Source organism: Prochlorococcus sp. RS04 (genome assembly GCF_001989455.1).
Taxonomy (GTDB): Bacteria; Cyanobacteriota; Cyanobacteriia; order PCC-6307; family Cyanobiaceae; genus Prochlorococcus_A.
This window is the reverse complement of record NZ_CP018346.1, coordinates 185903-208021: the sequence shown is the minus strand read 5'-3', so window position 1 is coordinate 208021 and position 22119 is coordinate 185903. Positions and strand designations below refer to the sequence as shown.

General features: G+C 28.9%; 45 protein-coding genes and 1 other RNA gene. 24 read left to right on the top strand and 22 right to left on the bottom strand.

Features of this window, described 5'->3' with window-relative positions; all coding sequences use genetic code 11:
* Positions 1-26 precede the first annotated feature (26 nt).
* Complete coding sequence (locus BS621_RS01270; RefSeq protein WP_077141534.1) at positions 27-1217, top strand: SAM-dependent methyltransferase; 1191 nt, start codon at positions 27-29, stop codon at positions 1215-1217.
* Here BS621_RS01270 and aroB read toward each other — a convergent pair.
* Entirely contained in the window at positions 1214-2305 is a 1092-nt protein-coding gene (gene aroB, locus BS621_RS01265) for a 3-dehydroquinate synthase (RefSeq protein ID WP_077141533.1), read from the bottom strand. The genes BS621_RS01270 and aroB overlap by 4 nt on opposite strands.
* A gap of 125 nt (positions 2306-2430) precedes the next feature.
* On the opposite strand from aroB, the gene BS621_RS01260 reads away from it, so the two are divergent.
* From BS621_RS01260 to BS621_RS09370, 5 genes are all read left to right on the top strand, one after another.
* Complete coding sequence (locus BS621_RS01260; protein WP_077141532.1) at positions 2431-3621, top strand: 5-(carboxyamino)imidazole ribonucleotide synthase; 1191 nt, start codon at positions 2431-2433, stop codon at positions 3619-3621.
* A gap of 17 nt (positions 3622-3638) precedes the next feature.
* Positions 3639-3823: non-coding RNA, 6S RNA (ssrS, locus tag BS621_RS01255), on the top strand.
* A 162-nt stretch (positions 3824-3985) separates the two neighbouring features.
* On the top strand, positions 3986-4285 hold the full coding sequence (locus tag BS621_RS01250) for a DUF1651 domain-containing protein (RefSeq protein WP_012007505.1): 300 nt from the start codon (positions 3986-3988) through the stop codon (positions 4283-4285).
* Complete coding sequence (locus BS621_RS09375; RefSeq protein WP_179850533.1) at positions 4282-4422, top strand: hypothetical protein; 141 nt, start codon at positions 4282-4284, stop codon at positions 4420-4422. Before BS621_RS01250 ends, BS621_RS09375 begins: the two co-directional genes overlap by 4 nt.
* Entirely contained in the window at positions 4397-4564 is a 168-nt protein-coding gene (locus BS621_RS09370) for a hypothetical protein (RefSeq protein ID WP_156860744.1), read from the top strand. The genes BS621_RS09375 and BS621_RS09370 overlap by 26 nt, the downstream gene beginning before the upstream one ends.
* 123 nt (positions 4565-4687) lie before the next feature.
* Here the strand turns inward: BS621_RS09370 and BS621_RS01245 are convergent, their stop codons facing one another.
* From BS621_RS01245 to BS621_RS01230, 4 genes are all read right to left on the bottom strand, one after another.
* Positions 4688-5437, bottom strand: coding sequence for an NAD-dependent DNA ligase (locus BS621_RS01245; RefSeq protein ID WP_077141531.1), 750 nt, complete (start codon positions 5435-5437; stop codon positions 4688-4690).
* Positions 5438-5632: a hypothetical protein gene (locus tag BS621_RS01240; protein ID WP_225866708.1), complete on the bottom strand. Its 195-nt coding sequence runs from the start codon at positions 5630-5632 to the stop codon at positions 5438-5440.
* Positions 5633-5676: 44 nt separating this feature from the next.
* Positions 5677-5934 carry a Notch domain-containing protein gene (locus BS621_RS01235; RefSeq protein WP_077141529.1) on the bottom strand — a complete coding sequence of 86 codons (258 nt, stop codon included), beginning with the start codon at positions 5932-5934 and terminating at the stop codon, positions 5677-5679.
* Positions 5935-6016: 82 nt separating this feature from the next.
* Complete coding sequence (locus BS621_RS01230) at positions 6017-6304, bottom strand: hypothetical protein (protein ID WP_225866707.1); 288 nt, start codon at positions 6302-6304, stop codon at positions 6017-6019.
* A gap of 128 nt (positions 6305-6432) precedes the next feature.
* Between BS621_RS01230 and BS621_RS01225 the strand changes: the two genes are divergently transcribed.
* A complete protein-coding gene (locus BS621_RS01225; RefSeq protein WP_025952633.1) occupies positions 6433-6723 on the top strand; it encodes a DUF1651 domain-containing protein in 291 nt (96 codons plus the stop codon).
* Positions 6724-7456: 733 nt separating this feature from the next.
* Here BS621_RS01225 and BS621_RS01215 read toward each other — a convergent pair.
* From BS621_RS01215 to BS621_RS01185, 8 genes are all read right to left on the bottom strand, one after another.
* Positions 7457-7639 (bottom strand): hypothetical protein, encoded by a 183-nt coding sequence (locus BS621_RS01215; protein WP_077141527.1) that lies wholly within the window; start codon positions 7637-7639, stop codon positions 7457-7459.
* A gap of 6 nt (positions 7640-7645) precedes the next feature.
* Positions 7646-7843 (bottom strand): hypothetical protein, encoded by a 198-nt coding sequence (locus BS621_RS01210; RefSeq protein ID WP_011818197.1) that lies wholly within the window; start codon positions 7841-7843, stop codon positions 7646-7648.
* A 96-nt stretch (positions 7844-7939) separates the two neighbouring features.
* Entirely contained in the window at positions 7940-8194 is a 255-nt protein-coding gene (locus BS621_RS01205; protein ID WP_077141526.1) for a chlorophyll a/b-binding protein, read from the bottom strand.
* 509 nt (positions 8195-8703) lie between these two features.
* Positions 8704-8877 carry a hypothetical protein gene (locus BS621_RS09365; protein WP_179852297.1) on the bottom strand — a complete coding sequence of 58 codons (174 nt, stop codon included), beginning with the start codon at positions 8875-8877 and terminating at the stop codon, positions 8704-8706.
* Positions 8878-8976: 99 nt separating this feature from the next.
* Entirely contained in the window at positions 8977-9189 is a 213-nt protein-coding gene (locus tag BS621_RS01200; RefSeq protein WP_077141525.1) for a TIGR02450 family Trp-rich protein, read from the bottom strand.
* A gap of 178 nt (positions 9190-9367) precedes the next feature.
* Positions 9368-9577 (bottom strand): hypothetical protein, encoded by a 210-nt coding sequence (locus tag BS621_RS01195; protein WP_077141524.1) that lies wholly within the window; start codon positions 9575-9577, stop codon positions 9368-9370.
* Positions 9570-9758, bottom strand: coding sequence for a hypothetical protein (locus tag BS621_RS01190; protein WP_077141523.1), 189 nt, complete (start codon positions 9756-9758; stop codon positions 9570-9572). The genes BS621_RS01195 and BS621_RS01190 overlap by 8 nt, the downstream gene beginning before the upstream one ends.
* Positions 9759-9818: 60 nt before the next feature.
* Positions 9819-10025, bottom strand: coding sequence for a hypothetical protein (locus tag BS621_RS01185; RefSeq protein ID WP_077141522.1), 207 nt, complete (start codon positions 10023-10025; stop codon positions 9819-9821).
* Between the two features lie 172 nt (positions 10026-10197).
* On the opposite strand from BS621_RS01185, the gene BS621_RS01180 reads away from it, so the two are divergent.
* The gene (locus BS621_RS01180; protein ID WP_077141521.1) at positions 10198-10863 is read left to right on the top strand and encodes an SDR family oxidoreductase; all 666 of its coding nucleotides are present in this window, start codon (positions 10198-10200) and stop codon (positions 10861-10863) included.
* 533 nt (positions 10864-11396) lie between these two features.
* On the opposite strand, the gene BS621_RS01175 is transcribed toward BS621_RS01180, so the two are convergent.
* From BS621_RS01175 to BS621_RS01165, 4 genes are all read right to left on the bottom strand, one after another.
* Positions 11397-11651 carry a hypothetical protein gene (locus BS621_RS01175; RefSeq protein WP_077141520.1) on the bottom strand — a complete coding sequence of 85 codons (255 nt, stop codon included), beginning with the start codon at positions 11649-11651 and terminating at the stop codon, positions 11397-11399.
* Complete coding sequence (locus BS621_RS01170; protein WP_025926289.1) at positions 11651-11878, bottom strand: hypothetical protein; 228 nt, start codon at positions 11876-11878, stop codon at positions 11651-11653. The genes BS621_RS01175 and BS621_RS01170 overlap by 1 nt, the downstream gene beginning before the upstream one ends.
* 91 nt (positions 11879-11969) lie before the next feature.
* A complete protein-coding gene (locus BS621_RS09360; protein ID WP_198025609.1) occupies positions 11970-12125 on the bottom strand; it encodes a hypothetical protein in 156 nt (51 codons plus the stop codon).
* A gap of 15 nt (positions 12126-12140) precedes the next feature.
* Entirely contained in the window at positions 12141-12392 is a 252-nt protein-coding gene (locus BS621_RS01165; protein ID WP_025931689.1) for a hypothetical protein, read from the bottom strand.
* Between the two features lie 945 nt (positions 12393-13337).
* Between BS621_RS01165 and BS621_RS01160 the strand changes: the two genes are divergently transcribed.
* Positions 13338-13574 (top strand): hypothetical protein, encoded by a 237-nt coding sequence (locus tag BS621_RS01160; RefSeq protein ID WP_025890625.1) that lies wholly within the window; start codon positions 13338-13340, stop codon positions 13572-13574.
* Between the two features lie 21 nt (positions 13575-13595).
* Positions 13596-13838: a hypothetical protein gene (locus BS621_RS01155; RefSeq protein WP_077141519.1), complete on the top strand. Its 243-nt coding sequence runs from the start codon at positions 13596-13598 to the stop codon at positions 13836-13838.
* Positions 13839-13858: 20 nt separating this feature from the next.
* Here BS621_RS01155 and BS621_RS01150 read toward each other — a convergent pair whose 3' ends face one another.
* Both BS621_RS01150 and BS621_RS01145 read right to left on the bottom strand, forming a co-directional pair.
* Entirely contained in the window at positions 13859-14053 is a 195-nt protein-coding gene (locus tag BS621_RS01150; RefSeq protein ID WP_032520831.1) for a hypothetical protein, read from the bottom strand.
* A gap of 95 nt (positions 14054-14148) precedes the next feature.
* Positions 14149-14460: a DUF3303 domain-containing protein gene (locus BS621_RS01145; RefSeq protein ID WP_011818215.1), complete on the bottom strand. Its 312-nt coding sequence runs from the start codon at positions 14458-14460 to the stop codon at positions 14149-14151.
* A gap of 283 nt (positions 14461-14743) precedes the next feature.
* Between BS621_RS01145 and BS621_RS01140 the strand changes: the two genes are divergently transcribed.
* The 12 genes from BS621_RS01140 to BS621_RS01100 all read left to right on the top strand — a co-directional run bounded on the left by BS621_RS01140 (position 14744) and on the right by BS621_RS01100 (position 19590).
* On the top strand, positions 14744-15127 hold the full coding sequence (locus BS621_RS01140) for a DUP family protein (protein ID WP_075507881.1): 384 nt from the start codon (positions 14744-14746) through the stop codon (positions 15125-15127).
* A 96-nt stretch (positions 15128-15223) separates the two neighbouring features.
* Positions 15224-15361 carry a hypothetical protein gene (locus BS621_RS09355; RefSeq protein WP_198025610.1) on the top strand — a complete coding sequence of 46 codons (138 nt, stop codon included), beginning with the start codon at positions 15224-15226 and terminating at the stop codon, positions 15359-15361.
* Between the two features lie 121 nt (positions 15362-15482).
* On the top strand, positions 15483-15836 hold the full coding sequence (locus BS621_RS01135; RefSeq protein WP_025890629.1) for a DUF1499 domain-containing protein: 354 nt from the start codon (positions 15483-15485) through the stop codon (positions 15834-15836).
* Positions 15837-15913: 77 nt separating this feature from the next.
* Entirely contained in the window at positions 15914-16045 is a 132-nt protein-coding gene (locus tag BS621_RS09695) for a hypothetical protein (protein WP_011818220.1), read from the top strand.
* A 183-nt stretch (positions 16046-16228) separates the two neighbouring features.
* Positions 16229-17284 (top strand): potassium channel family protein, encoded by a 1056-nt coding sequence (locus BS621_RS01130; protein WP_075537636.1) that lies wholly within the window; start codon positions 16229-16231, stop codon positions 17282-17284.
* Between the two features lie 54 nt (positions 17285-17338).
* Entirely contained in the window at positions 17339-17692 is a 354-nt protein-coding gene (locus BS621_RS01125) for a c-type cytochrome (RefSeq protein WP_077141518.1), read from the top strand.
* A complete protein-coding gene (locus BS621_RS01120; protein ID WP_077141517.1) occupies positions 17693-18061 on the top strand; it encodes a hypothetical protein in 369 nt (122 codons plus the stop codon).
* A gap of 110 nt (positions 18062-18171) precedes the next feature.
* Entirely contained in the window at positions 18172-18381 is a 210-nt protein-coding gene (locus BS621_RS01115; RefSeq protein WP_077141516.1) for a hypothetical protein, read from the top strand.
* Positions 18382-18510: 129 nt separating this feature from the next.
* Complete coding sequence (locus BS621_RS01110; protein WP_077141515.1) at positions 18511-18714, top strand: hypothetical protein; 204 nt, start codon at positions 18511-18513, stop codon at positions 18712-18714.
* Positions 18711-18875 carry a hypothetical protein gene (locus tag BS621_RS09350; protein ID WP_198025611.1) on the top strand — a complete coding sequence of 55 codons (165 nt, stop codon included), beginning with the start codon at positions 18711-18713 and terminating at the stop codon, positions 18873-18875. Before BS621_RS01110 ends, BS621_RS09350 begins: the two co-directional genes overlap by 4 nt.
* Before the next feature lie 61 nt (positions 18876-18936).
* Positions 18937-19095: a hypothetical protein gene (locus BS621_RS01105; protein WP_225866706.1), complete on the top strand. Its 159-nt coding sequence runs from the start codon at positions 18937-18939 to the stop codon at positions 19093-19095.
* Positions 19096-19590 carry a hypothetical protein gene (locus tag BS621_RS01100; protein ID WP_077141514.1) on the top strand — a complete coding sequence of 165 codons (495 nt, stop codon included), beginning with the start codon at positions 19096-19098 and terminating at the stop codon, positions 19588-19590. It abuts the gene before it with no gap.
* 195 nt (positions 19591-19785) lie between these two features.
* On the opposite strand, the gene BS621_RS09345 is transcribed toward BS621_RS01100, so the two are convergent.
* Both BS621_RS09345 and BS621_RS01095 read right to left on the bottom strand, forming a co-directional pair.
* On the bottom strand, positions 19786-19938 hold the full coding sequence (locus tag BS621_RS09345; RefSeq protein ID WP_198025612.1) for a hypothetical protein: 153 nt from the start codon (positions 19936-19938) through the stop codon (positions 19786-19788).
* A 157-nt stretch (positions 19939-20095) separates the two neighbouring features.
* Positions 20096-20329, bottom strand: a complete 234-nt coding sequence (locus BS621_RS01095) for a hypothetical protein (RefSeq protein ID WP_077141513.1) — start codon at positions 20327-20329, stop codon at positions 20096-20098.
* A gap of 296 nt (positions 20330-20625) precedes the next feature.
* Here BS621_RS01095 and BS621_RS01090 point away from each other — a divergent pair, with 296 nt between their 5' ends.
* On the top strand, positions 20626-21027 hold the full coding sequence (locus tag BS621_RS01090; RefSeq protein ID WP_077141512.1) for an HNH endonuclease: 402 nt from the start codon (positions 20626-20628) through the stop codon (positions 21025-21027).
* A 170-nt stretch (positions 21028-21197) separates the two neighbouring features.
* On the opposite strand, the gene BS621_RS01085 is transcribed toward BS621_RS01090, so the two are convergent.
* Complete coding sequence (locus BS621_RS01085; RefSeq protein WP_025931707.1) at positions 21198-21398, bottom strand: hypothetical protein; 201 nt, start codon at positions 21396-21398, stop codon at positions 21198-21200.
* Positions 21399-21920: 522 nt separating this feature from the next.
* On the opposite strand from BS621_RS01085, the gene BS621_RS09235 reads away from it, so the two are divergent.
* Positions 21921-22097, top strand: coding sequence for a putative quinol monooxygenase (locus BS621_RS09235; RefSeq protein ID WP_156858199.1), 177 nt, complete (start codon positions 21921-21923; stop codon positions 22095-22097).
* Positions 22098-22119 lie beyond the last annotated feature (22 nt).

Sequence of the window (22119 nt, the reverse complement as noted above, 5' to 3'; positions counted from 1 at the left end):
AGTTTTGTCTCTTTATATTTTCGCCGATGAATTGCTTACCCGCGAATAATCCAGATTGGTTAGTAAAAAAAATAATAAAAATGGGTGGGACTATAAGTTTTTATGATTTTATGAATTTTGCATTAAATGATCCTATTAATGGTTATTACGGCAGCGGCAAGGCTGAGTTAGGCGTTCGAGGAGATTTTGTCACAGCACCATCTTTATCTGATGATTTTGCTTATTTGACTGGCAAACAAATAGAAGATTGGTTGATTCAGTTCAAAAGTAGTTTTTTATCTAATGCGACATTATCTGTAACTGAATTTGGAGCTGGAGATGGAAGCTTTATGAGTGGATTAATTAAATACTTTTTAGAAAACAGCAAGAATTTTTTAGAAGGTATTTCTTTTGTAATTATTGAACCCAATGAAGGGATGGTAGAAAAACAAAAAAACAAATTGGAGGAATTTTTAAACTTAGGTATTGATATTTTATGGAAACGTTTGGAAGAAGTAGAGGAAAATAATATAAATGGAATAGTTCTCGCAAATGAGGTTTTAGATGCTTTGCCAGTAGAAAGAATAACCTTTTCAAAAGGAAAATTACTACGACAAGCAGTTTCTATAGACAAAAAATCTCATAAATTATTTTTTGATGAAATGCCAATTACAAGTCAATTGGAAAAAAGTATTGAACTTGCTAAAAGTGAGTTGGGAATTACTATTCCGCCTGAAGATGCTCTTGAAGGATGGACGACAGAATGGCATGTAGATAATTCAAAATGGTTAGAAGCTATTTATGGAAAAATCAATAATGGTATTTTATTGATAATTGATTACGCTAAAGAAGCCAAAAAATACTATAACTCTAAGAATTCTGATGGGACGATAGTTTCTTATGAAAATCAAAAAATGATGAATGATGTCTTAGATTCTCCTGGGAATTGCGATTTAACATCTCATGTGTGCATAGAAACTTTAATTAATGATGCTGAGACTCTTGGATTTAATACTCTTGGAATAACTAAACAAGGAGAGGCTTTGTTGGCACTTGGATTGGCAGAGAGACTTTATGGAATTCAGAAGGAATTTAAGGAGGATTTATCAAATGCTCTTTTAAGAAGAGAGGCATTACTTAGACTCGTTGATCCTGTATGTCTAGGTAATTTTAAGTGGTTTGTTTTTAATAAGTTTAAGGAGAAGGAAATGAATATATATTCAACCTGTTTGCGTTAAGAAAAAAACTTTAAAAATAATGAATCTTCTACGTCATCATATATGTCCACTGCACCAATTTCTTTCGGTAATATAAATCTCATTTTGCCATCACGAACTTTTTTATCGCCCATAAGTATTGTTAGAACGTCTTCTTTATTTATTTTGGGGATCTCGGTAGGAAGATCATAACTCTCTAAGAGAATTCGCTGTCTCTCTAATTCTTCTTTAGACCATAACCCTTTTTCAATTGCTATTTTCCCCGCAATATTCATACCAATTGATATTGCCTCACCATGCAGAAATTTGCCGTATCCACATAAATTTTCAATAACGTGACCAAAAGAATGACCATAATTCAATATTGCTCTAACACCATTTTCATGTTCGTCTTGAGAAACAACATGAGACTTTGTTCTAATTGAACTATTAATTATTTTAATTAGATATTCATTTTTGAGATTTATAAGTTCATTTTTGTTTTTTTCAATTTCTAAGTATTCGAAAAGTTCTTTATCTCTTATTACTCCGTATTTTATTACTTCGGCCATTCCTGCACTAAATTCTCTTTTGGGCAAACTTTTTAAAGTTTCTGGATCAATAAAAACTGCTTTAGGTTGATTGAAAGCTCCAATTAAATTCTTACCTTTTGGATGATTTACTCCTGTTTTTCCTCCTACAGATGAATCAACCATTGATAGTAATGTTGTTGGAATCTGAATATATTCGATACCTCTTAGCCAAGTAGCAGCTGCAAAACCGCTTACGTCTCCAACAATTCCTCCTCCAAGGGCAATAATTATTGAATTTCTATCTAAGCCAAATTCAAATGCAATATCATATATTTCACTTAAGGTTTTTAAGTTTTTATATGATTCTCCAGCCTTGATAAGGAACATTTTGGCCTGAAATTGATTATCTTTTAAATTATTTAAGAATTTTTCACCATACAAATTTGATATTTCTTCATTTGAAATCACAAGTATTTTTCTTTTCTTTGTTATTCCAATTTTTAAGAGTTCCTCGCTGATATTATTAAGTATCCCTGCTTCTAGAGTTACTTCGTATGACTTATCACCTAATGGGACTAATATTTTTCTCTTATTCACAATTGATTACCTAGTTAAAATTTATAAATATTTGGTATTAAATACTTTATATATTAGCAAAATCTAAGCTCTAGATCCTTAAAAATTCAGTTGTTAAGAATTAGAAATGGTAATAAAATCATGCTATGAGTTTTAAAAAAAATATAAACGATATCAAGAAAAATTATTCCCTAGGAATAATTGGAGGTGGTCAACTGGCATTGATGTTAACCGAGGCAGCAAAAAAAAGAGATTTAGAAGTATGTGTGCAAACAAAATCTTGTGATGATCCTGCTGGTTCAAAAGCAGATCATGTCATAGAAGCTGATCCTTTAAAGATAAGAGGTAATAAATCATTAATTAATGAGTGTGAAAAAATAATTTTTGAAAATGAATGGATAAAAATTGATAAATTAAATTTAATTGGCAATAAAGATATTTTTGTTCCAAGCCTTAATGCAATTAAGCCATTAGTAGATAGGTTTTCTCAAAAAAAATTAATAGATAGAATGAATATTCCCTGTCCTAAATGGATAAGTATTGAAGATTTTAAAAATCTATCGGATGAAGAAATCAATAATTGGACTTTTCCTCTAATGGCAAAATCAAATAAAGGTGGATATGACGGCAAAGGGAACAGAAAAATAAAGACAAAAGAAGATTTAGATTCTTTTCTAATAGAGAATAATTCTGATGAATGGTTAATAGAAGAATGGATAGAGTATGAAAAAGAACTGGCTCTTGTTGGTTCGAGAGATAGGACCGGTAAAATAAGATTCTTCCCAATAGTTGAGACATTCCAATCAAACCATGTTTGTGATTGGGTTCTTGCACCTGGAACAAATGAATATGATTTGAACTTATTTGCAATAAATATTTTCTCTTCAATAGTCAATGAACTTAATTACGTTGGAGTTTTAGCTATTGAATTCTTCTATGGCGATAATGGTCTTTTAATTAATGAAATAGCTCCTAGAACACATAACTCAGCTCATTTCTCTATTGAAGCTTGTACTTCAAGTCAGTTTGATCAATATGTTTGCATTTCTTCTGGGATAATGCCACCTGAAATTAAAATGAATTGTGAAGGGGCAATTATGATAAATCTACTGGGATTAAAAAAGAATTTCCCAATCTCAATGGAAACCAGAATTAAAATGTTATCTGAAATTGAGGGTTCTAATATTCATTGTTATGGCAAATCTCGAGAAATTCTGGGAAGAAAAATGGCTCACATCACATTTTTATTGAATGGTAAAACGCATTCAGAAAGATACGATGAAGCTCAAATTTTATTAACTATGGTAAGAGACATTTGGCCATCTCCAAATGCATAAAAAAATAAGTTAGAGTTAGATTACTGGATCTTTGGTTAAGTTCTTCTTTATGTGCTCTGATCTGACTCTCTTTCGACATGAGGAGACTGTCGTGATGCGGTAGTAAACCGATCTTGTAATCGGAAACGAAAGCCCACTTTGAATCCTCTTCTGGCATTTCCAGGTCGATGCAGCAGAGAACTGACGGGGATCCGGTGTTACCTATCAAAATGCTTGCTATAACAAGCTTTTGGTAGGTATTTTATTTTTTTGGAATAACTGAGCTGTTTTTATTCTCTATCAGTGTAAATAATTTATTTGCCAAAAAACTTGACGATCCATTTCAAATGTATTTATATTAGTAGTACACATGTATTACTAAGTAATGACTTTAGGAGGAGCTAATGTTTGGACTAATTTTTCTTACGGTTATCGTAATGAGTCCCCAAGTGGTTGGTTGCTTAGCCCAGACCGCAGCAGATTAATTTTATTTATAAGGAATAAAAAATCTCCAAGAAATAGTATGAGAATTTTTGCTCATACATATTATGCAAATGATCTTGGTGAGCCAATGGCAATCAAATCATCCACTCAAATGTATTTGGATAATGCTTGGGATAAATGGCATGACCTTCAATTAGAAGGCTGGACTTTTGAAGAACTTGAATTACCTGAATCTGTATGACTAACTTAAATCCAATCAAAAAGAAATTATCAAAAGTAGATAGAAAGATATCTATGCAAGACCCATCAAAATTATTAGCAGAATTTTTTAATGGTGTTGTCATTGAACTTGATGAAGAATATAAATATGACACATAGAGAATTAATAGATCAAGTTTCCGCAAATTTATTTAAACAAAGTGGAAAGTTAGAAAGCAGAAGATCTTGGTTGGCAATGAGAAATTATCTTGAACAATTAGATACCGAACAACTTAAATCAATGCTTAAGGACCACGGATGATTTTAAAACTTTATTTAGTTTTTATTTTTTTTTTAATTCTTAGATAACCGTAAGTTGCAAAGCCAACCAAAAACATATCCAAGTAAATATGCCAAGTAGGAAAAATCTGGTGCATTAATTCCATTAACGTTTTATTGCTACTTGCCAATAAGGATAATCTAAATTTGATTTTTCTCTAATCAATTGTAATTTTCTAGAATTTATTTTTACTACTATTCCATCTGTTGGATATTTACTAAAAAGCTTCCCTTCTAGCCATTGTTTTCTAAATACTTCAACTTGGCTCGTAAAGTTGCATGAAATATCCTGAGGGACTGTGAAGCCAAGCTTTGAAAGACTTTTTTTGGATTCATATTGGTTAAGTGTTGAATTAAGTATTTGAAATGCGCAGAAGCTAAGACTTTCAGAAAATCCTTCTTTAGCTCTTAGAAATCCAGAAGCGATTCTCTGGGAGATATTTGGACTTTGGTTGGGTGCATATAATTCACCCCTAACTTGAAGAACTCCTCTTAAAGGGAGATTATTGGGAATGTCTTGTAATTTAATAAGTTTACTAGTAACATCTTCCCCTTTTCTTGAAATTGCTTTCTCCAAGGTTCCATCCCTATATTGCAAAGCAACAGCACAACCATCAATTTTTGGTTCAATTAATAATCTGGTATTTACTAATAATCCTTTCAAAAATTCATCTATTGAATCCTTTTCTAATGAAGGTAAAACTAGTTTATTTTTCTTTTTAAAGTAATCACAATTAGGGTTTGTTCTTAATAAATTTTTTTCAAGTTGGTCGAACTGTTTATCAGAGATTAAAGCATTACCATTTCTATAATTATCGTCAAACCATTCAATTCGTTCTTCTAAATAAGTCTTCATTTAATAAGATGGCTTAAGTTTTTGGCTAGGTATCCAACTTGGTTTATCTATAATCCATTTTTCTCTATCTTCATATTTAACAGTCCATAAAAGAAATGAAGAAATTTCTTTTAGAGTTATGCCAACCAAATATCTTGTTTTTGGACTTATTGATATAAATCCAAATAATAATATTAATAAAATAAGTTTAAACATAGCTTTAATCATTTAAAAAACTCAGCGTAATTATTGCGACCTTTTTAATTAATGCAATTCTTATAACCTTCAATCTTTGCTAGTTCATCAATATTCAAACCTGTTTCTTCTAGTAAAGTTTCTCCTATATCGTCCTTATTAAATTTAGTTAAAGCTCCTTTAGTAGAATACTTAATACATTGGTTTTTGTATGTTGCTTCTTTGACAACAGGAGATAAATAAAAACCAAACAAGATGATAAAAGCTCCATATGTTACAACTTTTCTATGGTTTTTCCACCATTCATAAAATTTATTGGACACGATAAATAAATGACTATTCTCTATTTTAAATTGACTATCAACAAATTACTTTAGAAATTTAAGGATTGGTTAATTTATTGTTTTATTCATTAATAGATTTAACCCAAGAATAATATCTTGATTTTCTAATCCTTTGCTCTTTCGAGACTAATCTATCCGCAGATTCTAGGGGTGATTCTCCTTTCTCAACTTTTGTTGTAATAGAAATACCAAAACCTTTTGCTTCAATTTTTGCAATGCCACCCTCTAAAAAAAATAAAAAAGACCAACCTTTGTTCCATCCTAAATAGAAGGGATTTCGATACATTGCATTTTTTTGGAGATACTCTCTAAATGATATTTTCCTTTTCAAGGAGTTACTTGTATTCACTATTACCAAATAAGAAGTTTACGGCTGATTATTTTGGATACTAATTTTAGTATTTAAATAATTACCAGAGGAACACTTGACGTCTACGAGTAGTACATTTATATTAATAGTACAACTGTATTATCTTCATGACTTCAGGAGTCGCTAATGTTCGGACTTATTTTTATCGTGGCAGCCTTATTGACCCCCCAACTGGCTGGTTGTTTAACAAAAAAAGTGGTTTATTAATTTTTTTTGAGAGTTATAAGAAATCTGTATCTAATAACTTAAAAGTATATACTCATCTTTTCTATGCAAATGAATTAGGTGAACCAGCCCAAATTAAAAATTCAAGACTCCACTCTATTGAGTGTGCTTGTGAAACATGGAATGAATTGATTTCAGGAGGTTGGCAAATTGTTACTAATAAATTCCAGTAATCATGATCAAGGTTAATTCGTCAAAATGGGAATATCTAAAAGAATCGACCCTAAAACGAAAACGAACAAAGATTTGTATTACTTGCAATCACTTTCGCTACAGCACTACAGAAACTTTTGCTACTATCTTGATCTGTCCAAAATACGAAAAACGCATACCAGATGGTGATCATTTACTTAAAGGCTGTGAGTATTGGCAAAAAAATAGTACGATATTTTCTCCTGAAGCATCTTAATTATTCTTTAATTAAACTTCTCTAAGTAGAGATATTTAATTATGTAAACAAAGCATTATTTTATACAACTTAAAAAATTCTTTTTAAGTAATTTTGAAGCATGATTCAATTCTACTTTTCCATATTTTTATTAGTTGTGCTCACATTTTTTGCACTTTTATTAGATGCCCCAGAATTGGCATCTTTAATTCAAACATTTTAGAAAATAACAAATCAGCATTTTTACTGATTTACTTTCTTAATAAGTAAGGCTTAGGTTTAACTTGTTGAATAGGAGGGATCTAATGATTGACAGTCCACCAGAGGAGTTTAATTATAAAATTTAAATCTAGATAAAACTAATGCTAAATCTGGAATGAATCTTCTATTTGAGATTCATTCCTTTTTAATTTCTTTCTAAAAATTGAAAATTATAAATATTAAATTTTAAAAATTAAAAAATCTTTTCAAATTAAAATGATTTGAGGCTTAATTCTCTTCTTAGACAGTGGCTAACTTTACCTAAATCCAAAACCATTTTTTTGCTCCTCCTTTTCTGCCCATTCATTCATAATTAGTTTTAGTAAACTTTTAACTTCCAAATTCGAAGCATCAGTATCTTTTTGAAGATTTATACAAATGTTTTTAATTTCCTCATAAGCATTATCAATTAATATTGTTTTTTGATCTGGATTAGCCATAGAATTTTAAAATGCTCCATTACAGTTGAACCCGCTGCAGTTAATAACCCTAAAAATATTCATTACAAAGTTGTGGAATCTTTCATCATAAAAAAATGCCCAAGTTGTAAATATAGCAAAACCAGAGACAGCAAAAGCGGCATATTGAAGCCAATGTATTCCATAGCTGTCTAATCCATTTTTATCAAAATCAGAATTGCTCAATTGCTTTTTTACTTATAATAAAAATTATTTTTTTAAAAGGAGAGTTTGTTTTGAACGAGAGATTTATTTTCTTTAAAAATTTAATGTATTTATATTTTAAATAAAACCAGGTATTATCCACCCAAAAAAACCGTAGTTTATTATCAAAGCTAAAAAACCAATCATAGCTAATCTCCCATTTGTTATTTCGGCATTTTTCCAAAATTTACCCATGTAGTTTTTTATTTTTTTCGAATTTTTATCCATCAAATAATTTGGTTCTAAAGGTTCCTGCAACCTTTTGATGGCGTATAAAGAGAATTGAATAGTTATTGCGATGATAACAACTATAAAACTAGTAAGAGCATCCATTTTTATATTTCATGTGTGATCAATTAGTAAGCCAAAGAGTAAATGATATTTGTACATATCAAGCATTTCCTTTTACTGAGGAAACTTTAACTTGTATTATTAAAGAATGTAACATATTTTAAAAAAAATTAGTATGAATTCTTACTTTTTCTTTGGATTTAACACTTTTAAAGACTAAAGTGTTACACTAATGTGTTATTTATTTCTTATTACTTTTCTTAATTGAATTGCAGAAAGTTTTAAAATTTGTATTGTCAAATCAAATAATGTATTAAATTTTTATTGGGAATATACATTTATTATAATTTGTTTGAAATATATTTAATAAATAGAAATCGTTACTTCTGTTTGATTTCAGGAAGGTAAAATTTATTGCCTAATGTATAACCAATTGACATAAGTACAAACCCAATAAGTTGAGGTAAATGAGAATTTGCTAGAGAGATTTTTTCAATCATTTCTCAATCTATAAATTATCATCATAATAAAAATTTTTTAATACCGTAAGTCTATTTTCTTTTTGATTCTTTAATTTCCCCAGATTTTTTTAGTGAATTAACCAGCCTTTCATTTTCTGTTTTTAAATTTTCTAATGCAGATTTTGTGAATTGTTCTTTAGCCTCAAATTTTGCTGAACTTATAACTTTTTTATTAGGGAGTTTTTTCTTCGGTTCTGGCTTCATATTAAATAGCATTTTAAAAAATTTTAGAAGTTATTTTTTTTGCATTAGGTATTATTTTTTACAGTTTTCTGGTTAATAATATTTGTTTACATATACAAATTATTCTTTATCTTTTGGGAGCCTCAACCATCCAGAAGTCCATTCTGATTTTAGTTTTGTCCATAGGATCCTTTTAATATCTTTTTTATTTTTGGTAGGAAAAATATCAACCCATCTATTTTCATTTTTACCACCATAAGCTTTAACTTGAAAATGCCTATTACCATTAATAGTTTTTGGTGCTGTCCAACAAAGAGAAGGAGGCCATTTCATGAGAAATTTTAAAAGTTGAAAAACTAAAGATTGCTTTGCCCAGTTAAAACTAAACCATAATATGCAATTGTACCAAGGATAAGTACGATACCTAGTATTCTAATAATCATGATTTAATTTTTAAATTCAAATTATACTAGAGAAATTTTATAAATTTTAGTTGAAGATTTAATGTTTTCTAATTTTTCCTTTTTTTATTTCTAACTATGGAGTGACAAGACTCAGGATGCCATTCATTCTGAATTTTGCCAATAAAATCATAAATAAATGAATCGGGACATCCAGTTTCTTTTTGAAGTTCTGAAAGTTCTTCTTTAATGAATTCATATACTCTCGTTATTACCCCTAAATTTTCTTCTTGGGAGGGAGCCCAGTTTTTATTATCCATTAATATTTTTAAAATTATTTTCCACAATATCGTAATAGGTTATGTCTCCATAATCAGCATCTGAACAACATAAATCTCCATATAGTTCCTCTAGCAAATTGTACGCATCTGAATATTTATCAAAACTTTGAGCTGTTAATTCGTCATCTTTCCCATCAATTCTAATTATTTTGTAGGTCATATTTTACCTAGATGTAAAAAGTATTTTTTGAATCATTAGATCATTTTATAAATAAAAATCTTATTTAGGAGTATTAGTTGGGTAAAGCTTCTGAATTTTATTTTTCTGAATTTCTATTTTTCTTCTTTCATATTTTTTTGCCATTATATTTCTAATAAATAATTGTGGGATAAGCCAAACTAATGCAATAGCTATAGCCATGAAAGCAGGATTTCTCCACGTTAACCTAATAATCTCTTCTATAAATTCTTGATTGAAAATTTCCATACATTAAATTTTGATGATAAAAATATCTTTGCTTTCTTTTATAAATTCTTTTAAATTTCATAACCTATAATAACCTTAAAAATCTAATAAGGAACTTTATAAATTTTTTCTTTTTCTAGTTCGTTTTCTTTTATATTTGAATTTAGATTAATTTTTTATTTTTAGTTTAGAGATGTCGACTTTTCTAATTACAGGATCAAATAGGGGTATTGGTTTAGAACTATGTAGGCAAATTCATAAGAGGGGAGATAATGTAATTGCAACTTGTAGGAAAGCTTCAAAAGAACTTAGAGATTTAGGAGTGAGAATTGAAGAGAATATAGAAATTTCTTCTGATGAGTCGATAACAAATTTGTGTGAAAAACTATCTGGAGTTAATTTAGATTGCTTAATACATAATGCAGGAATTTATGAATTTAATTCTTTCGAAAACTTAGATAAAAAAAGTATTTTGCGGCAATTTGAAGTCAATGCATTGAGCCCAATATGTATGACTCAATCACTTAAACATTTTTTAAAAAGATATTCTAAAGTTGCTTTTATCACAAGTAGAATGGGATCTATTGAAGATAATACATCTGGAAGCTCTTATGGTTACAGGATGTCTAAAGTAGCTTTGTCCATGGCAGCAAAATCACTTTCTATAGATTTATCAAGAGAAGATATTTATGTAGCTATTTTGCATCCTGGGTTAGTGAGTACAAGAATGACTGGCTTTACAAGAAATGGCATTAGTCCTGAAGAATCAGCAAAGGGCCTTTTAAAACGTATAGATTCTTTAAATAAAAATAACTCGGGTACGTTTTGGCATGCCAACGGAGAAGTTTTGCCTTGGTAAATTCTATATTTTTATTTTTAAGAGATTTATATCGTTAATTTGTTAAAAAACTTTTAAATTTTTAACGAATTTCTTTCCTTGTTTAAGTCTTTTAGTTATCTTTAGAAAAACATTAGTAAAGGAGGTGATTCATTGTCGTATCTACCGAAAAATGCGGTTATTAAAGGGGCCGTGAATTCAGTATCTTCATCACATTCATCGGTCTCTTTTTCTTTGATTAAGAAAAAAGGTTTTATAATCAACAGATTTATATAAATCAGTTACTTAATAATTAAAAGCTCTGCATCTCGTGAAGTTGCAGAGCTTTTTTTATGAATTTAAATAATCTTTCAAAATTTACTCTATCTTTTTTGGCCAAAGTAAATTAAGGCTAAAAAAGATAAAGTGCTTACTAAAGCGATTAAGTACCATCCAGTTGAGGAGTTGCTAACTACTTCAGTCATTTATTTTTATTTATCGGAGGAATTGATTATTTGAGTGAAAATCACAATTGATATCATTAAAAAAACTAAAAGGATGTAAGTTACGTTCATTTATAGAAAAATGCTAATTATCAAAAAGATTATTCCTAGAACTACCGTAACAATTGCTCCATCTACTAATAAGTCTTTCCATGTATAACTTTTAAGCATCCTTATTTTATCTTCTTCACTTATAAGGTTCTTTAACCACTTCCAATCTAAAAGTTTGGTCAATGCAACACCAAAAATTAAATGCCCAATCAAAATACCAATTAGATCAATTTTAGATATATCTTTAGTAAGACCTGTAATAATAAAAAAGTCCACTAGCTTTTTTCTTTATTAGATAAGGCACCACCTTCTTCTTTGTACTTTTCCCAAGCTTCGCTTATTTTTGCTTTAGAAAAGTTTTGTTTCCCCTCAGAGAATTTATTTTTGAGGTTATTAAAACTATTAGTCAGCTCTTTTTTTGTTGGTTCATCAAGAAAGTTTGATGTTAATTTCCATAAGTACCAGCTACTTGCTAGAAGAAGAATTAATCCCAGTAGTTGCATATTGTTTTTTTTACTATGCTACAACTTTTTAAATGGTTTCGATAAATTAATTTATTTAATACCCGTAAAATTTTTTTGACATAAATAAAAATTAAAACTTTAACCAGTGGAAAAATATTCTATCCAAGAACCATATAGTTAAACCCCCTTCCAAGAAAGCCAACCAGTACATCCCATAATCAGAAAATCCCATTTGTTCTTTTACTGTTTTAATTAATTTTTTATGAGCTTGAATGAGATCTTTCATGAACAATCAAATTTTTTAAACCTGCTGAATTTCTTTAATCAAAAAACCCTTCCCATAGCAAGATAGACATGTCTTAGTCTCATCTAAAGAAATTCTTAGAAAACCTGCTCCATTACATCTAAAACAATTTACTTTAGTGTTTGAATAGATCTTTGATTTAATTTTAGCAGCACGATTTAAGTAAGAAACAGTTTCTTTACGACCGTTTGCTTTGGCAGCTTTGTTTAAAAGCTTTTTGTAGTTGACTTTAAGTTCTTGGATATTCATCTTTTGTAAAAACTATGATGCAAATACAGGAAAAACTTAATGTTTAAATAATTTAAATGATTTTTCCCGTTTATATTTCTGTTCAGATCTCTTAAGGAGATTTGGATAATATAACTAAGATTTGTTCTTTATGATTGGTATAAAGAGTATTAATTTGTATATTTAATAGAAATTTTATATTTGGTAGATTAAATATTTTGGATGATCATTCCAAAAATCATTATTTCGACCTAGAAAGGAATTTTGTAAATTTTGCAGTTTAAAAAATTTTTTAGCTCTAATAAATCATCCGGCCTTTTTGAGGTTTTTTACTAAAAAATCATTTTCATTAGTAAGAACTTTGAGCTTAGATTTTTCCAACTCTTTTTTGATTTCGGGATTTACATCCCTTTTTGTCTCATTTAGATTCATAAGATTTGTTCTTAAAATTATTTAAAAGACAGTAGAAATCATAGTGATCCCAAAAAAAATTTGTGGATAGTTTTTTCTTAAAAGAAGATAATATTTTATTTTGCTCATAGAAATTCAAATTTAATCAACATATTGTGGAAAACCCTGTTGAAAAACGCTTAAAAAGTGGATAACTCTTCGGGAGCATTATCAAAACAAGCTTTTCTGGAAAAATTTTTAAGTATTAATACTTCATCAAAAAAAATAAAATATAGTTTAAAAAGTAACATAATCTCTTGTTATAACTGTGGGATCATTACTTTTTAAAAAAGATAAATTTTCTATACCAGAAGCTCATGTTGATAAAAAATTCAAGAAGTTTTTTCTTCATGATGTATCAAATTGAAAATTAAAGTGAAGAAAAATCAATCAAAACTTGAAATTTTTAATTTTTGCCATAGCTGAGTATAAATTGTTTAATTCGGTTTTCTCTATGCAAATATTTCTCAAACCTAAAACTAATCAAATAGGGTTGACTAAGTTAATAAATTTTAAATGACAGAAGAAAAAAAGGATTCAAAAAAATGTTCTGGAAAGAAAAACATTATGTTTGCCTATGGTTTTATACAACTTGGTTCTAGTTTCGTATCTGCAATAGCTTTAGCTGCAATCGCTTTTGGATTCTGTTCAGTAAAAAAAGAGTCTAAACTTTTCAATAAATGTGTTGCAGAAATTATTGAAGATGGTGGTACCAATTCTGAGGCCGTAAGGTATTGCAACGGGGGTAATTAAAATTACTCTCAGAATAATTAAGTGGACTCAACCTGTGATTTGATTATTGACTCTTTAAAAGAGGAGCCAATTGGAGAAACTGATCATTTTATTTGGTTTATAACAGATATTGGCATCGTTGCTCTATTTAAAAGAGAGGAAAACTTTGAAACTTATAGTTCGAATGTCGAAATTGAGGCAAATAAAATTGCTTTAGATATAACTAAAGAAGAGAAAGAGTACCTCAAAATAAAAGAGAGAAAGGTTTTCTTGTTTTATTCATAATCTAGGATTTAGTTCTTGATTTAATAAGATGGCTCAAGGTTAAAGGCCGGCTCCATAATATTGCTTTCGCTAACTAATTCGTAGGTTAGCTCTTTATTTAGGGCATTTATATAAGATGTATAAAGTTTTCCCCAAACAAATTCAAATTCATCTTTACTTAAATTCTTGAAAAGAATTTCTCCTTTGAAGTAAATGTGATAAGAATCATTCATCATGGAAAATTAATCTTATCCTTTTTAACGCAGTGAAATATGTATGTAGTATTAGGTGCTACTAAAAAGAAATTTATATTTAGAAGTTAGAAATACTTTTAGACTATCCGTGTATTCATTTTTTGTTTTTTGAATAATCCGACTGTCTCATCAAGATCCATACAAGGCTGAATGCTTATATCCATTAACCTTCTCCATGGATGCCATTGCTTCCAAATTGTCTCAAGAGAATCTGCACTCACTACAGAATGTCCAATCCCATTTTGAACCATAAAAATCCAAGAATGAACCTCATAGTTTTCAGGTCTATTTTGGGGACCACCTGATTCATACCAATTAATTAGCATTTCTGCCCCTTCTTCTTGATCCTCGCCATCAGTAAATTCGTAGGAAATCAAATACCTTTGCATATAGATTATTATTAAAATCTCTAAACTATTTTAACTCTAGATTTAGATATTGCCTCCGAATTTAATTAATGCTATGAAGTTTATAGAGGTGATTGTTTTAAATGACAGAAAGATTTGGGAAAATTAAAAAGAATATTTTGACTAATTTATCTTTTATAAATAAGACAATCTTGAAGTATTTTCAAAACCATGATCTGTTCGTATAGCTACATTTAATAGATAAAATTTGATACTTTTTAAAATACCTTAAATTAGTTAACATATTTGTACTGTATTGATACCGATGATAAATAAAAAGGATCAAAGCGATCCAATTGATAATTTAGAGTATGAAAAAGTTCTAGAAGAAGAAATAATTAATTCGTACGAAAGTAAATTTCAGAAAGATACTGAAGAAGATATTAAAAAGATTAAATTCTACAGACTTAAAAGAACTCCATTAGAAATATTAAATAGGTCATTTTTCTTCTTCTTTATTGGAAGTTTTCTTTTCTCTTTGTTTTTAGCTTATTCAGAGAGTAAGTTATGGTTCATACTTTATGTAATAAGTGCATTGTCATGTGTTTTCTATACTCCTAATAGAAAGGCACTAAAAGAATTAATAGCAGCTTGGCCAAATATAGAGGATCTCATCAAAGGGAGGAGTATGTGGAGAAAAGGCAAGTAAATAGATTATGAAACCTTTAAGTGCATTTAAAAAATGGTTATTAAATATCCTTGTGCCATATATCGAAGGCACCAACAAGAAAAAAGAGGATAAAAAATGAGTTTAATAAAGGTTGGAATTATTGTTGAAATATTTTTGTTTGTTGGAGTTTTTTTATGGGTTAGGAAACTAAATAGAAAACAATCAAGGCAACCATCTCTATCAAAAAAAACAATTAAAAATCTCAAATTTTAGAATTTTGATCAAAAAATAAGGAATCTTTATAAAGAGATTAAATTTATGGGGAATTTATTTACTTTTTTTCTCTCACTTTGTGTATGAAATCGGTTAGAACATCTATATCTTTCTTAAAAATATGGTTTCCTCCATTCAAGGTCTTGCTCCAATAACTAATCCATTAAATAGTGTCTTAGTAGAAAAGAAACTAATAAATGTTGATCAAAAGTTTATTCAACTTGTTTCTCTGGCGGAAGGGTTACCTCGTACAGAAGTTATTGAAAGTGGTAGAAATTATTGGAGAGGTGTTTGTAGAAGCTTAATTTTTAGATTTCCAGATGACCTCGAAATTTTAAAGCTTGATGTAAGAAGTTATGTAGATAGATCAAAAGGAATTATTCAGATAAGATCTGCAGCAAGATTAGGACAATCTGATTTAGGAGTAAATCTTAGAAGAGTGGAATACTTGTTTAATCAATTAGAGAAATTTTAATTAATCTATTTTTTATACATTTAAGGTTCTTTTTACTAAATAGTTGTGCTTTAATTCATAAGAATATTTGAATTGCCATGGTAAAGATAATCTTAGTTGGAATTATTGTCGCACTTGTATATTCTCAACCTGACCTTCGTCTTACTGTCGCTGATTGGTTAAAAGCAGCTTCTGATTTTCTTATTGAATCAGTACAAGTAAAACCTTGAATTAATTTTTAATGAATTATTAAATAATACCTGAGACAGTAATCATCTGTTTAACGCATAGAGCTACGAAAATAAATATTATTATCCTGCTTAATATATATTTCACTTAAACAAATAAATAGTTTTAGGAACATAATAGAAAAATTTTTTGAAATTTTTGAATAGTTAACGATAATAAGGGATATGAAGCTTAGATTATTTGAGTTCTATTTTATTAAAGACTATTTAAGGCCTTGGTTTGGTCTTATTTATTCTTTATTCTTTCTGTTTTTTTTAGGAGCAATTGGCTATCGAATAACAGAGGGATGGGAATGGAGTGATTGCTTATGGATGGTTCTAATCACAATAACCACTATTGGTTTTGGAGAAGTTCAACCTTTAAGTCCTGAAGGCAGAATCGTAACTGTTTTGGTAATCGTAGGCGGATTGATCTTTATTCAATTTACCTTTCAAAAAGCTGTTAGATTATTCGAATCCGGCTATTTTCAAAGAGTAAACGAATTACGTTTTAAAAGACTTCTTAGAAAAATGGAAAATCATGTAATTTTGTGTGGATATGGGAGGGTAGGTCAGGAAATATCTAACCAAATAAAAACGCAAAATATTCCAATTATTGTTGTTGAGAGTGACGAAGATAGAAAAAAAATTGCTGAAGAAAATGGTTTAGAAGTACTTTGCGCTGATGCAACTCTTGACGAGACTTTAAAACTAGCAGGATTAGAAAAATGCAAAAGCTTGGTTGTTACCTTACCTAATGACGCTGCAAATTTATATGTGGTTTTAAGCGCTAAAGGAATAAGAAGTTCTATAAGAGTAATTGCAAGAGCTGGAACTGAAGAAGCCGCAAGTAAATTGAGATTAGCTGGAGCAAGTATTGTAGTAAGTCCTTATATCGCAGCAGGGCGAGCTATGGCATCAATGGCTTTAAGACCAATAGCTATCGACTTCCTTGATCTGCTTGCAGGAAGTGAATGTGAAATTGAAGAATTTGAATTAAGTAATGATATTAGTCTTTTTGAAACTTCAGAGAAAAGATCACTTTCTGAACTTGGAATAGGTAAAAAGAGTGGAGCTAAAATATTAGCCATTAAAGAAAATGAAAAGTTGTTCACTAATCCTGGAGGGAATTTCATACTTCAACCAGGTCAGGTATTAATAGCCTTTGGTAGTAAAGAGCAGCTTAATATTCTGAACGGATTATTAGGCAATCTTGTTGTAGCAGTTGAGTTATTAAAGTAGACAGTTCAAAATTAAGAATTAATTGCTAAATTAATTTTGGGTGTAATATATCAAATGAAAATATTTAAATTTCTATTTGTAATTCCTGTAATAACTTTAATAATTATTTTTCAAACCTCTTTGCATAATAGATATCTAATGGCTTCAGATATAAGAGATGGAGAAACAATTTTTAGAAATGTTTGTGCAGGCTGCCATGTAAGAGGTGGATCAGTAGTTCTAAAAGGATCCAAATCATTAAAACTTTCCGACCTTGAAAAAAGAGGAATAGCAGATGTAGATTCAATAACAATTATTGCCAATGAAGGGATTGGTTTTATGAAAGGTTATAAAAATAAATTGAAGGATGGAGAGGATAAGGTTCTTGCACAATGGATTATTCAAAATGCAGAAAAGGGTTGGAATTAAATGAAAAGCATACTTCTTGCATCGTTTTTATTTCTATTAGCTGAATATTCTTTTGCTGAGGAATTTACTAATTACACACTTACATCTGATTCTCAAGTAAATACTTTAGAAGGTGATTTAGAGGCTATGGGAAATGTAGTCATTAAGAGTAATAGTGGTAATTTTGAGGCTTATTCTGACAAGCTTTCTTTTGACAAGGGTGATAAATCTCTAAAACTTATTGGGAATGTTTTTGTTAAAAATTTAGAGTCTGATGGAATTGCAATTGAAGAAACATCTGGAGATGAGTTGACCATATTTACTGAAACAGGAATTTTTGAATTCAAATCTCAAAATAAAAACAGAGTAACAACAAAAATTAAATTTTAAATAAAGGCTTGCTTTTAAAAAAAATTTGTATTAAAAGGAAATTTTAAATGAGATTTAAAGCTGCTTTAATCTAGATAATCTATAAGGAAAGAGTACAAATAATTATTATTATGCATCCAAGCAAAGTAATAACTGATCCAAGAGTTAATGACACTTATTATGATCCAGATTTAGATAAGCTTTATCAATACGTTAAATTTGGGGATTATCCTCCAGAATGGATTGATACAACTCCATATAAAGAGGATGATTTTATTGTCGTCTCAGATCAAAAAACTTTAGACCAATTGATCAGAAAGAATGAAAAACCCAATGATTGATTAAATTAAATTGAAAGAGCGGTAACTATATTCTTAACGATATTATGTAGATAATTTAACCAGAATTTAAAGTGAGGGACTCGCATTTTGAAGAAAAGAAAGAGAATATAAAGAAAAAAGGTAATTTCAATGGAATCAACCAAAATACCAAAAATGATTATTAAAAAAAAACTTAAAAAGGGAGTTATCAAGAAACAGCTTAAAAAGGTTGATAAAGCAATTGTTGAAATTGCAGAAATGAAATTTGAAAATTATGAAGAAAAAGAAGAAAAACTAGACGCGCTTATTTTTTTAAAGAATCGAATATTGACAGAAGCTAGGGAATTACTATGAACGGAAGACTAGACAAGGTTGCTATGACCAATAAACTAATGCAACTCAAGAGAGAACTGCACTACAAATGTGCGATTGGTGAAAAGGGGAAATGGGAATGTATAGGAGCAAACGATTATCTCAACAGAGTGTTTGATGCATTAGATGAATTTTGGCAGTAAATACTAAACAAAAAAAAGAATTGATATAGCGACTTGTTGGGCTACTAAAAGAATTTCTGTTATGGATAATCTAGAAAGATATGAAGACAGTTATGCAATAGCAGAAGAATTTAGAGAGTGGATACTGCATATAGGAGAAAAGAATGAAAATTTAAGAGATTCTTTTTTAAACTTACCAAAGGAATTAAAAGAATTATTAGACCAAAAAGTCAACGATTAAATGAAACGCTTAGCTTTATTTATTGTTTTCCCACTTATATTTGGTTTCGGAAATGATAAAGCAAGATTATGCGAAGATCTTAAATTTGCAATAAATAAATCAAAAAATGATTATCAGCAAAAAATATCATTTGCAAAACAAAGCAAAGAATTTGCTAATGATAAAATTATCAAAATTTATGCAATAGAGACAAAATGGGAGGATCTTTTTGATAGTCCTTATGAAATAGAAAGCTTATGTAATGAATATTTCTTAATAAAAGAATTTGATATTGATTTATCTAGTGAATGTTATTTGTTTGAAACTATCTTAAAAAGTGGAAATTACAGTGATGAAGATTTTGATTTTATGCCCAAAGAAAGAAGACAAAATGCTCAAGCTCTTATAGAAGAATTTAAAGCCAAATATGATCAAATTAATAAACAAGCAAAAGAAGATTATTTATCAGAACAAAAAGAAATGCAGAAAATATATCGAAAGAAAAAATGCGATTAAGTCACTTATGGTTTTTAAATGAAACGCTTGATATTACCTCGACCCAAAGACTAAATTAATGGAATTTTTAAATGAGCTTTAGCAAAATCATTATGACCCATACCATGCAATTCTTGGTATAGGTGGAATAATATTATTGTTGGTAATTTACAATAGATTACTCAATAAATATCATTAATCACAAACCATCGTAGATTAAGCAGCATCAGATATATTGTTATTCGTATCTTCAATCTTTTCAATCTCTTTAATCATTTCCTCTAGCCATAAAGTATTATCTTCTGATCTCTTTTTAAAATAAGAAATCTTAGGTTGATTGATTTCTAATGTCTCATAATCTCCACTCATAAAATTTTCCTAAATTTATAATCACTTAAATTTTAGTTAGTTTATTTATTAGTTTTACTAAGGGGAAAATAAGAAAAAATTAATTTATGGTTAATATGAACTAAGACAAATTAAATATTATTTATAAAAATATCGGAAACACTTAATTTACCTAATGCTAACCACCAGTACAGAAACGAACCGCATCAGCTGTTTGCGAACCAGTCGCTTTCATTTCTTCAACACATTCATTAAAGAACTTTGATTCTTTTTTTAATGAGCAAAAGCTTAGTGCAATAGCTACTAAGGCAAAAGCTGATACAACTGCTGATCCTAGTTGTATCACTCCGTAAGCAAGCATAGCTTTATTCTTTTTAAAATCTTTTTTTGTATCTTTCTTTTTATCAGACATTTTTTTTAAATTCTTAGCTCATTATATTCAACTAAATAACTAGACTCCACATATAGAAAAGGTAAGTTATAAAGTTAAATGTTAAATGTATATTGTTATTCCCATAACCAAATTCTGAAGAGTAAAAGCTCAAACTAAAAATAAGAAAAAGTGATGAGAAAATTAATTAAAAATTTATTTGAAATTAATTATTTTATGATTGGTTTTTGAAAATAATTTAATTTCTTAAAGATAACGTTTTCTTAAATTATTTTTAAATTTCATATGACATAAATATAGTTAATTGAATAATCTTAATGCATATTGATGATGCAGTGTTTTTAGAGGATTTATGCCCTAAGCTCAAATTAAGATTTTGGCGAAAGTCTATTCATACATTTACGAGCAAAAGATGCATATATTGCGGAAAACCTTCAGAATCTATTGATCATATATTGCCACGAAGTAAAGGAGGTTTAAACTTGACAGGAAATTGTGTTCCAGCTTGTCTTTCATGCAATGGAGACAAATCAGATGAGAATGTTTTTGATTGGTATAGAAAGAAAAAATTTTATGATCCTAGAAGAGCTATGGCTATTAGAGCATGGTTAGATGGAGACTTAATATTATCTATAAGATTATTACAATGGGCTAATCAAGAAATTAAGGAAAATAAAGCAAATTTTGAACAAGAAGAATCAAATCTAGAAGCTGCTTAACTATCAAAGATAATTAAGTTAATGGAATATATTTAATATAAATAAGAGAAAAACAGAAAAAACTTTTTCAGGAAAGCTTTTTAGTTTTTGACTAGAATAATCCATTACTTCTGCTATTTCCAAATCAGAGAGATAAAACAATAAAGGAATGCATTAACTCTGCAAGGAAATTAGAAAAAAGAAAAAATCATCATTTGTTTATATTTTGAGGAACCAATAACTAAATTTAAACTTGATATCTTATGGAATTTTTTATGCGTAAAATTACAAAATTCATTTTCATCTGAATAGTTAATTAAATCAACTGCATTAATATTTGAATCAAACCATAGCTCATATTCTATGTAATTTGGCTCTGCAAAATAAGTCATACCAAATTTATTTCAAAAAGAAAAAGCTTCTCTATTTCGTGTGAGGAGAATGTAGAAGCTACCAACAGCTTAAAAGATTTAATGAACTCTTCTTTAAGAATTAAATAAGATACGAATAAGAAAAAATAAAATATTATTTTAATTTTTAAAAATTATTAGTTTACTTGCTGAATACTATAAAAAACTGCATCCAAGACCACTGCTTTGATTTAGAAGAATTGAATGCATTATTAGAGTCACATTTTAAAGTTATAAGCAAGTTATGAATTGTTTAAAAGAAAAAAAAAGAAACAAAAAGAAAGGCATTTTTGCAAGTTATATTTTTAATAAAAAGTAATTATCCATTGGATTGCAGATGATTAGGAAAAATAGATTCGGAGCTGTGCTTTCTTACAAAAATGAACAGGGAGATTCAAAAAATTCAGATTCCTATCAATTACAGATAAATTGGAATTTCTAAAGACTAAAAAGTGGATTAAAGAATAATTAAAACACTCCCTAGAAATAATTTGACAGCAACAGATGGGCCATTTAAATTTATCTTGCACACTTCGTTTTGTATGGTCAGAGGTTTTTAAAAATGATGATGCATTTCTTGCTCATTTAGTTAACCCTCCTGTCGGTGCTTATCTTGAAGTTCACGCTGGACTGTGTGACGGAGATTCGTCTATTGAATTTTATGGAACTGTTGGAGATTAAGTAATTGAAACAATTAACGAAA

Coding starts and splice junctions, on each gene's coding strand:
- BS621_RS01270 (WP_077141534.1), top strand. CDS start 27: ATGAATTGCTTACCCGCGAATAATCCAGATTGGTTAGTAAAAAAAATA.
- BS621_RS01215 (WP_077141527.1), bottom strand. CDS start 7,639: ATGGCTAATCCAGATCAAAAAACAATATTAATTGATAATGCTTATGAG.
- BS621_RS01120 (WP_077141517.1), top strand. CDS start 17,693: ATGAAAAGCATACTTCTTGCATCGTTTTTATTTCTATTAGCTGAATAT.
- BS621_RS09695 (WP_011818220.1), top strand. CDS start 15,914: ATGGTAAAGATAATCTTAGTTGGAATTATTGTCGCACTTGTATATTCT.
- BS621_RS01245 (WP_077141531.1), bottom strand. CDS start 5,437: ATGAAGACTTATTTAGAAGAACGAATTGAATGGTTTGACGATAATTAT.
- BS621_RS01130 (WP_075537636.1), top strand. CDS start 16,229: ATGAAGCTTAGATTATTTGAGTTCTATTTTATTAAAGACTATTTAAGG.
- BS621_RS01260 (WP_077141532.1), top strand. CDS start 2,431: ATGAGTTTTAAAAAAAATATAAACGATATCAAGAAAAATTATTCCCTA.
- BS621_RS09350 (WP_198025611.1), top strand. CDS start 18,711: ATGAACGGAAGACTAGACAAGGTTGCTATGACCAATAAACTAATGCAA.
- BS621_RS01200 (WP_077141525.1), bottom strand. CDS start 9,189: ATGAAATGGCCTCCTTCTCTTTGTTGGACAGCACCAAAAACTATTAAT.
- BS621_RS01140 (WP_075507881.1), top strand. CDS start 14,744: ATGATAAATAAAAAGGATCAAAGCGATCCAATTGATAATTTAGAGTAT.
- BS621_RS01145 (WP_011818215.1), bottom strand. CDS start 14,460: ATGCAAAGGTATTTGATTTCCTACGAATTTACTGATGGCGAGGATCAA.
- BS621_RS01135 (WP_025890629.1), top strand. CDS start 15,483: ATGGTTTCCTCCATTCAAGGTCTTGCTCCAATAACTAATCCATTAAAT.
- BS621_RS09345 (WP_198025612.1), bottom strand. CDS start 19,938: ATGAGTGGAGATTATGAGACATTAGAAATCAATCAACCTAAGATTTCT.
- BS621_RS01090 (WP_077141512.1), top strand. CDS start 20,626: ATGCATATTGATGATGCAGTGTTTTTAGAGGATTTATGCCCTAAGCTC.
- BS621_RS01205 (WP_077141526.1), bottom strand. CDS start 8,194: ATGGATGCTCTTACTAGTTTTATAGTTGTTATCATCGCAATAACTATT.
- BS621_RS01085 (WP_025931707.1), bottom strand. CDS start 21,398: ATGACTTATTTTGCAGAGCCAAATTACATAGAATATGAGCTATGGTTT.
- BS621_RS01185 (WP_077141522.1), bottom strand. CDS start 10,025: ATGGAAATTTTCAATCAAGAATTTATAGAAGAGATTATTAGGTTAACG.
- BS621_RS01240 (WP_225866708.1), bottom strand. CDS start 5,632: ATGTTTAAACTTATTTTATTAATATTATTATTTGGATTTATATCAATA.
- BS621_RS09355 (WP_198025610.1), top strand. CDS start 15,224: ATGAGTTTAATAAAGGTTGGAATTATTGTTGAAATATTTTTGTTTGTT.
- BS621_RS01100 (WP_077141514.1), top strand. CDS start 19,096: ATGAAACGCTTAGCTTTATTTATTGTTTTCCCACTTATATTTGGTTTC.
- BS621_RS01170 (WP_025926289.1), bottom strand. CDS start 11,878: ATGCAACTACTGGGATTAATTCTTCTTCTAGCAAGTAGCTGGTACTTA.
- BS621_RS09360 (WP_198025609.1), bottom strand. CDS start 12,125: ATGAAAGATCTCATTCAAGCTCATAAAAAATTAATTAAAACAGTAAAA.
- BS621_RS09375 (WP_179850533.1), top strand. CDS start 4,282: ATGACTAACTTAAATCCAATCAAAAAGAAATTATCAAAAGTAGATAGA.
- BS621_RS01190 (WP_077141523.1), bottom strand. CDS start 9,758: ATGACCTACAAAATAATTAGAATTGATGGGAAAGATGACGAATTAACA.
- BS621_RS01195 (WP_077141524.1), bottom strand. CDS start 9,577: ATGGATAATAAAAACTGGGCTCCCTCCCAAGAAGAAAATTTAGGGGTA.
- BS621_RS01225 (WP_025952633.1), top strand. CDS start 6,433: ATGACTTCAGGAGTCGCTAATGTTCGGACTTATTTTTATCGTGGCAGC.
- BS621_RS01180 (WP_077141521.1), top strand. CDS start 10,198: ATGTCGACTTTTCTAATTACAGGATCAAATAGGGGTATTGGTTTAGAA.
- BS621_RS09235 (WP_156858199.1), top strand. CDS start 21,921: ATGGGCCATTTAAATTTATCTTGCACACTTCGTTTTGTATGGTCAGAG.
- BS621_RS09365 (WP_179852297.1), bottom strand. CDS start 8,877: ATGAAGCCAGAACCGAAGAAAAAACTCCCTAATAAAAAAGTTATAAGT.
- BS621_RS01160 (WP_025890625.1), top strand. CDS start 13,338: ATGACAGAAGAAAAAAAGGATTCAAAAAAATGTTCTGGAAAGAAAAAC.
- BS621_RS01095 (WP_077141513.1), bottom strand. CDS start 20,329: ATGTCTGATAAAAAGAAAGATACAAAAAAAGATTTTAAAAAGAATAAA.
- BS621_RS01165 (WP_025931689.1), bottom strand. CDS start 12,392: ATGAATATCCAAGAACTTAAAGTCAACTACAAAAAGCTTTTAAACAAA.
- BS621_RS09370 (WP_156860744.1), top strand. CDS start 4,397: ATGAAGAATATAAATATGACACATAGAGAATTAATAGATCAAGTTTCC.
- BS621_RS01250 (WP_012007505.1), top strand. CDS start 3,986: ATGACTTTAGGAGGAGCTAATGTTTGGACTAATTTTTCTTACGGTTAT.
- BS621_RS01150 (WP_032520831.1), bottom strand. CDS start 14,053: ATGATGAATGATTCTTATCACATTTACTTCAAAGGAGAAATTCTTTTC.
- BS621_RS01115 (WP_077141516.1), top strand. CDS start 18,172: ATGCATCCAAGCAAAGTAATAACTGATCCAAGAGTTAATGACACTTAT.
- BS621_RS01110 (WP_077141515.1), top strand. CDS start 18,511: ATGGAATCAACCAAAATACCAAAAATGATTATTAAAAAAAAACTTAAA.
- BS621_RS01125 (WP_077141518.1), top strand. CDS start 17,339: ATGAAAATATTTAAATTTCTATTTGTAATTCCTGTAATAACTTTAATA.
- BS621_RS01105 (WP_225866706.1), top strand. CDS start 18,937: ATGGATAATCTAGAAAGATATGAAGACAGTTATGCAATAGCAGAAGAA.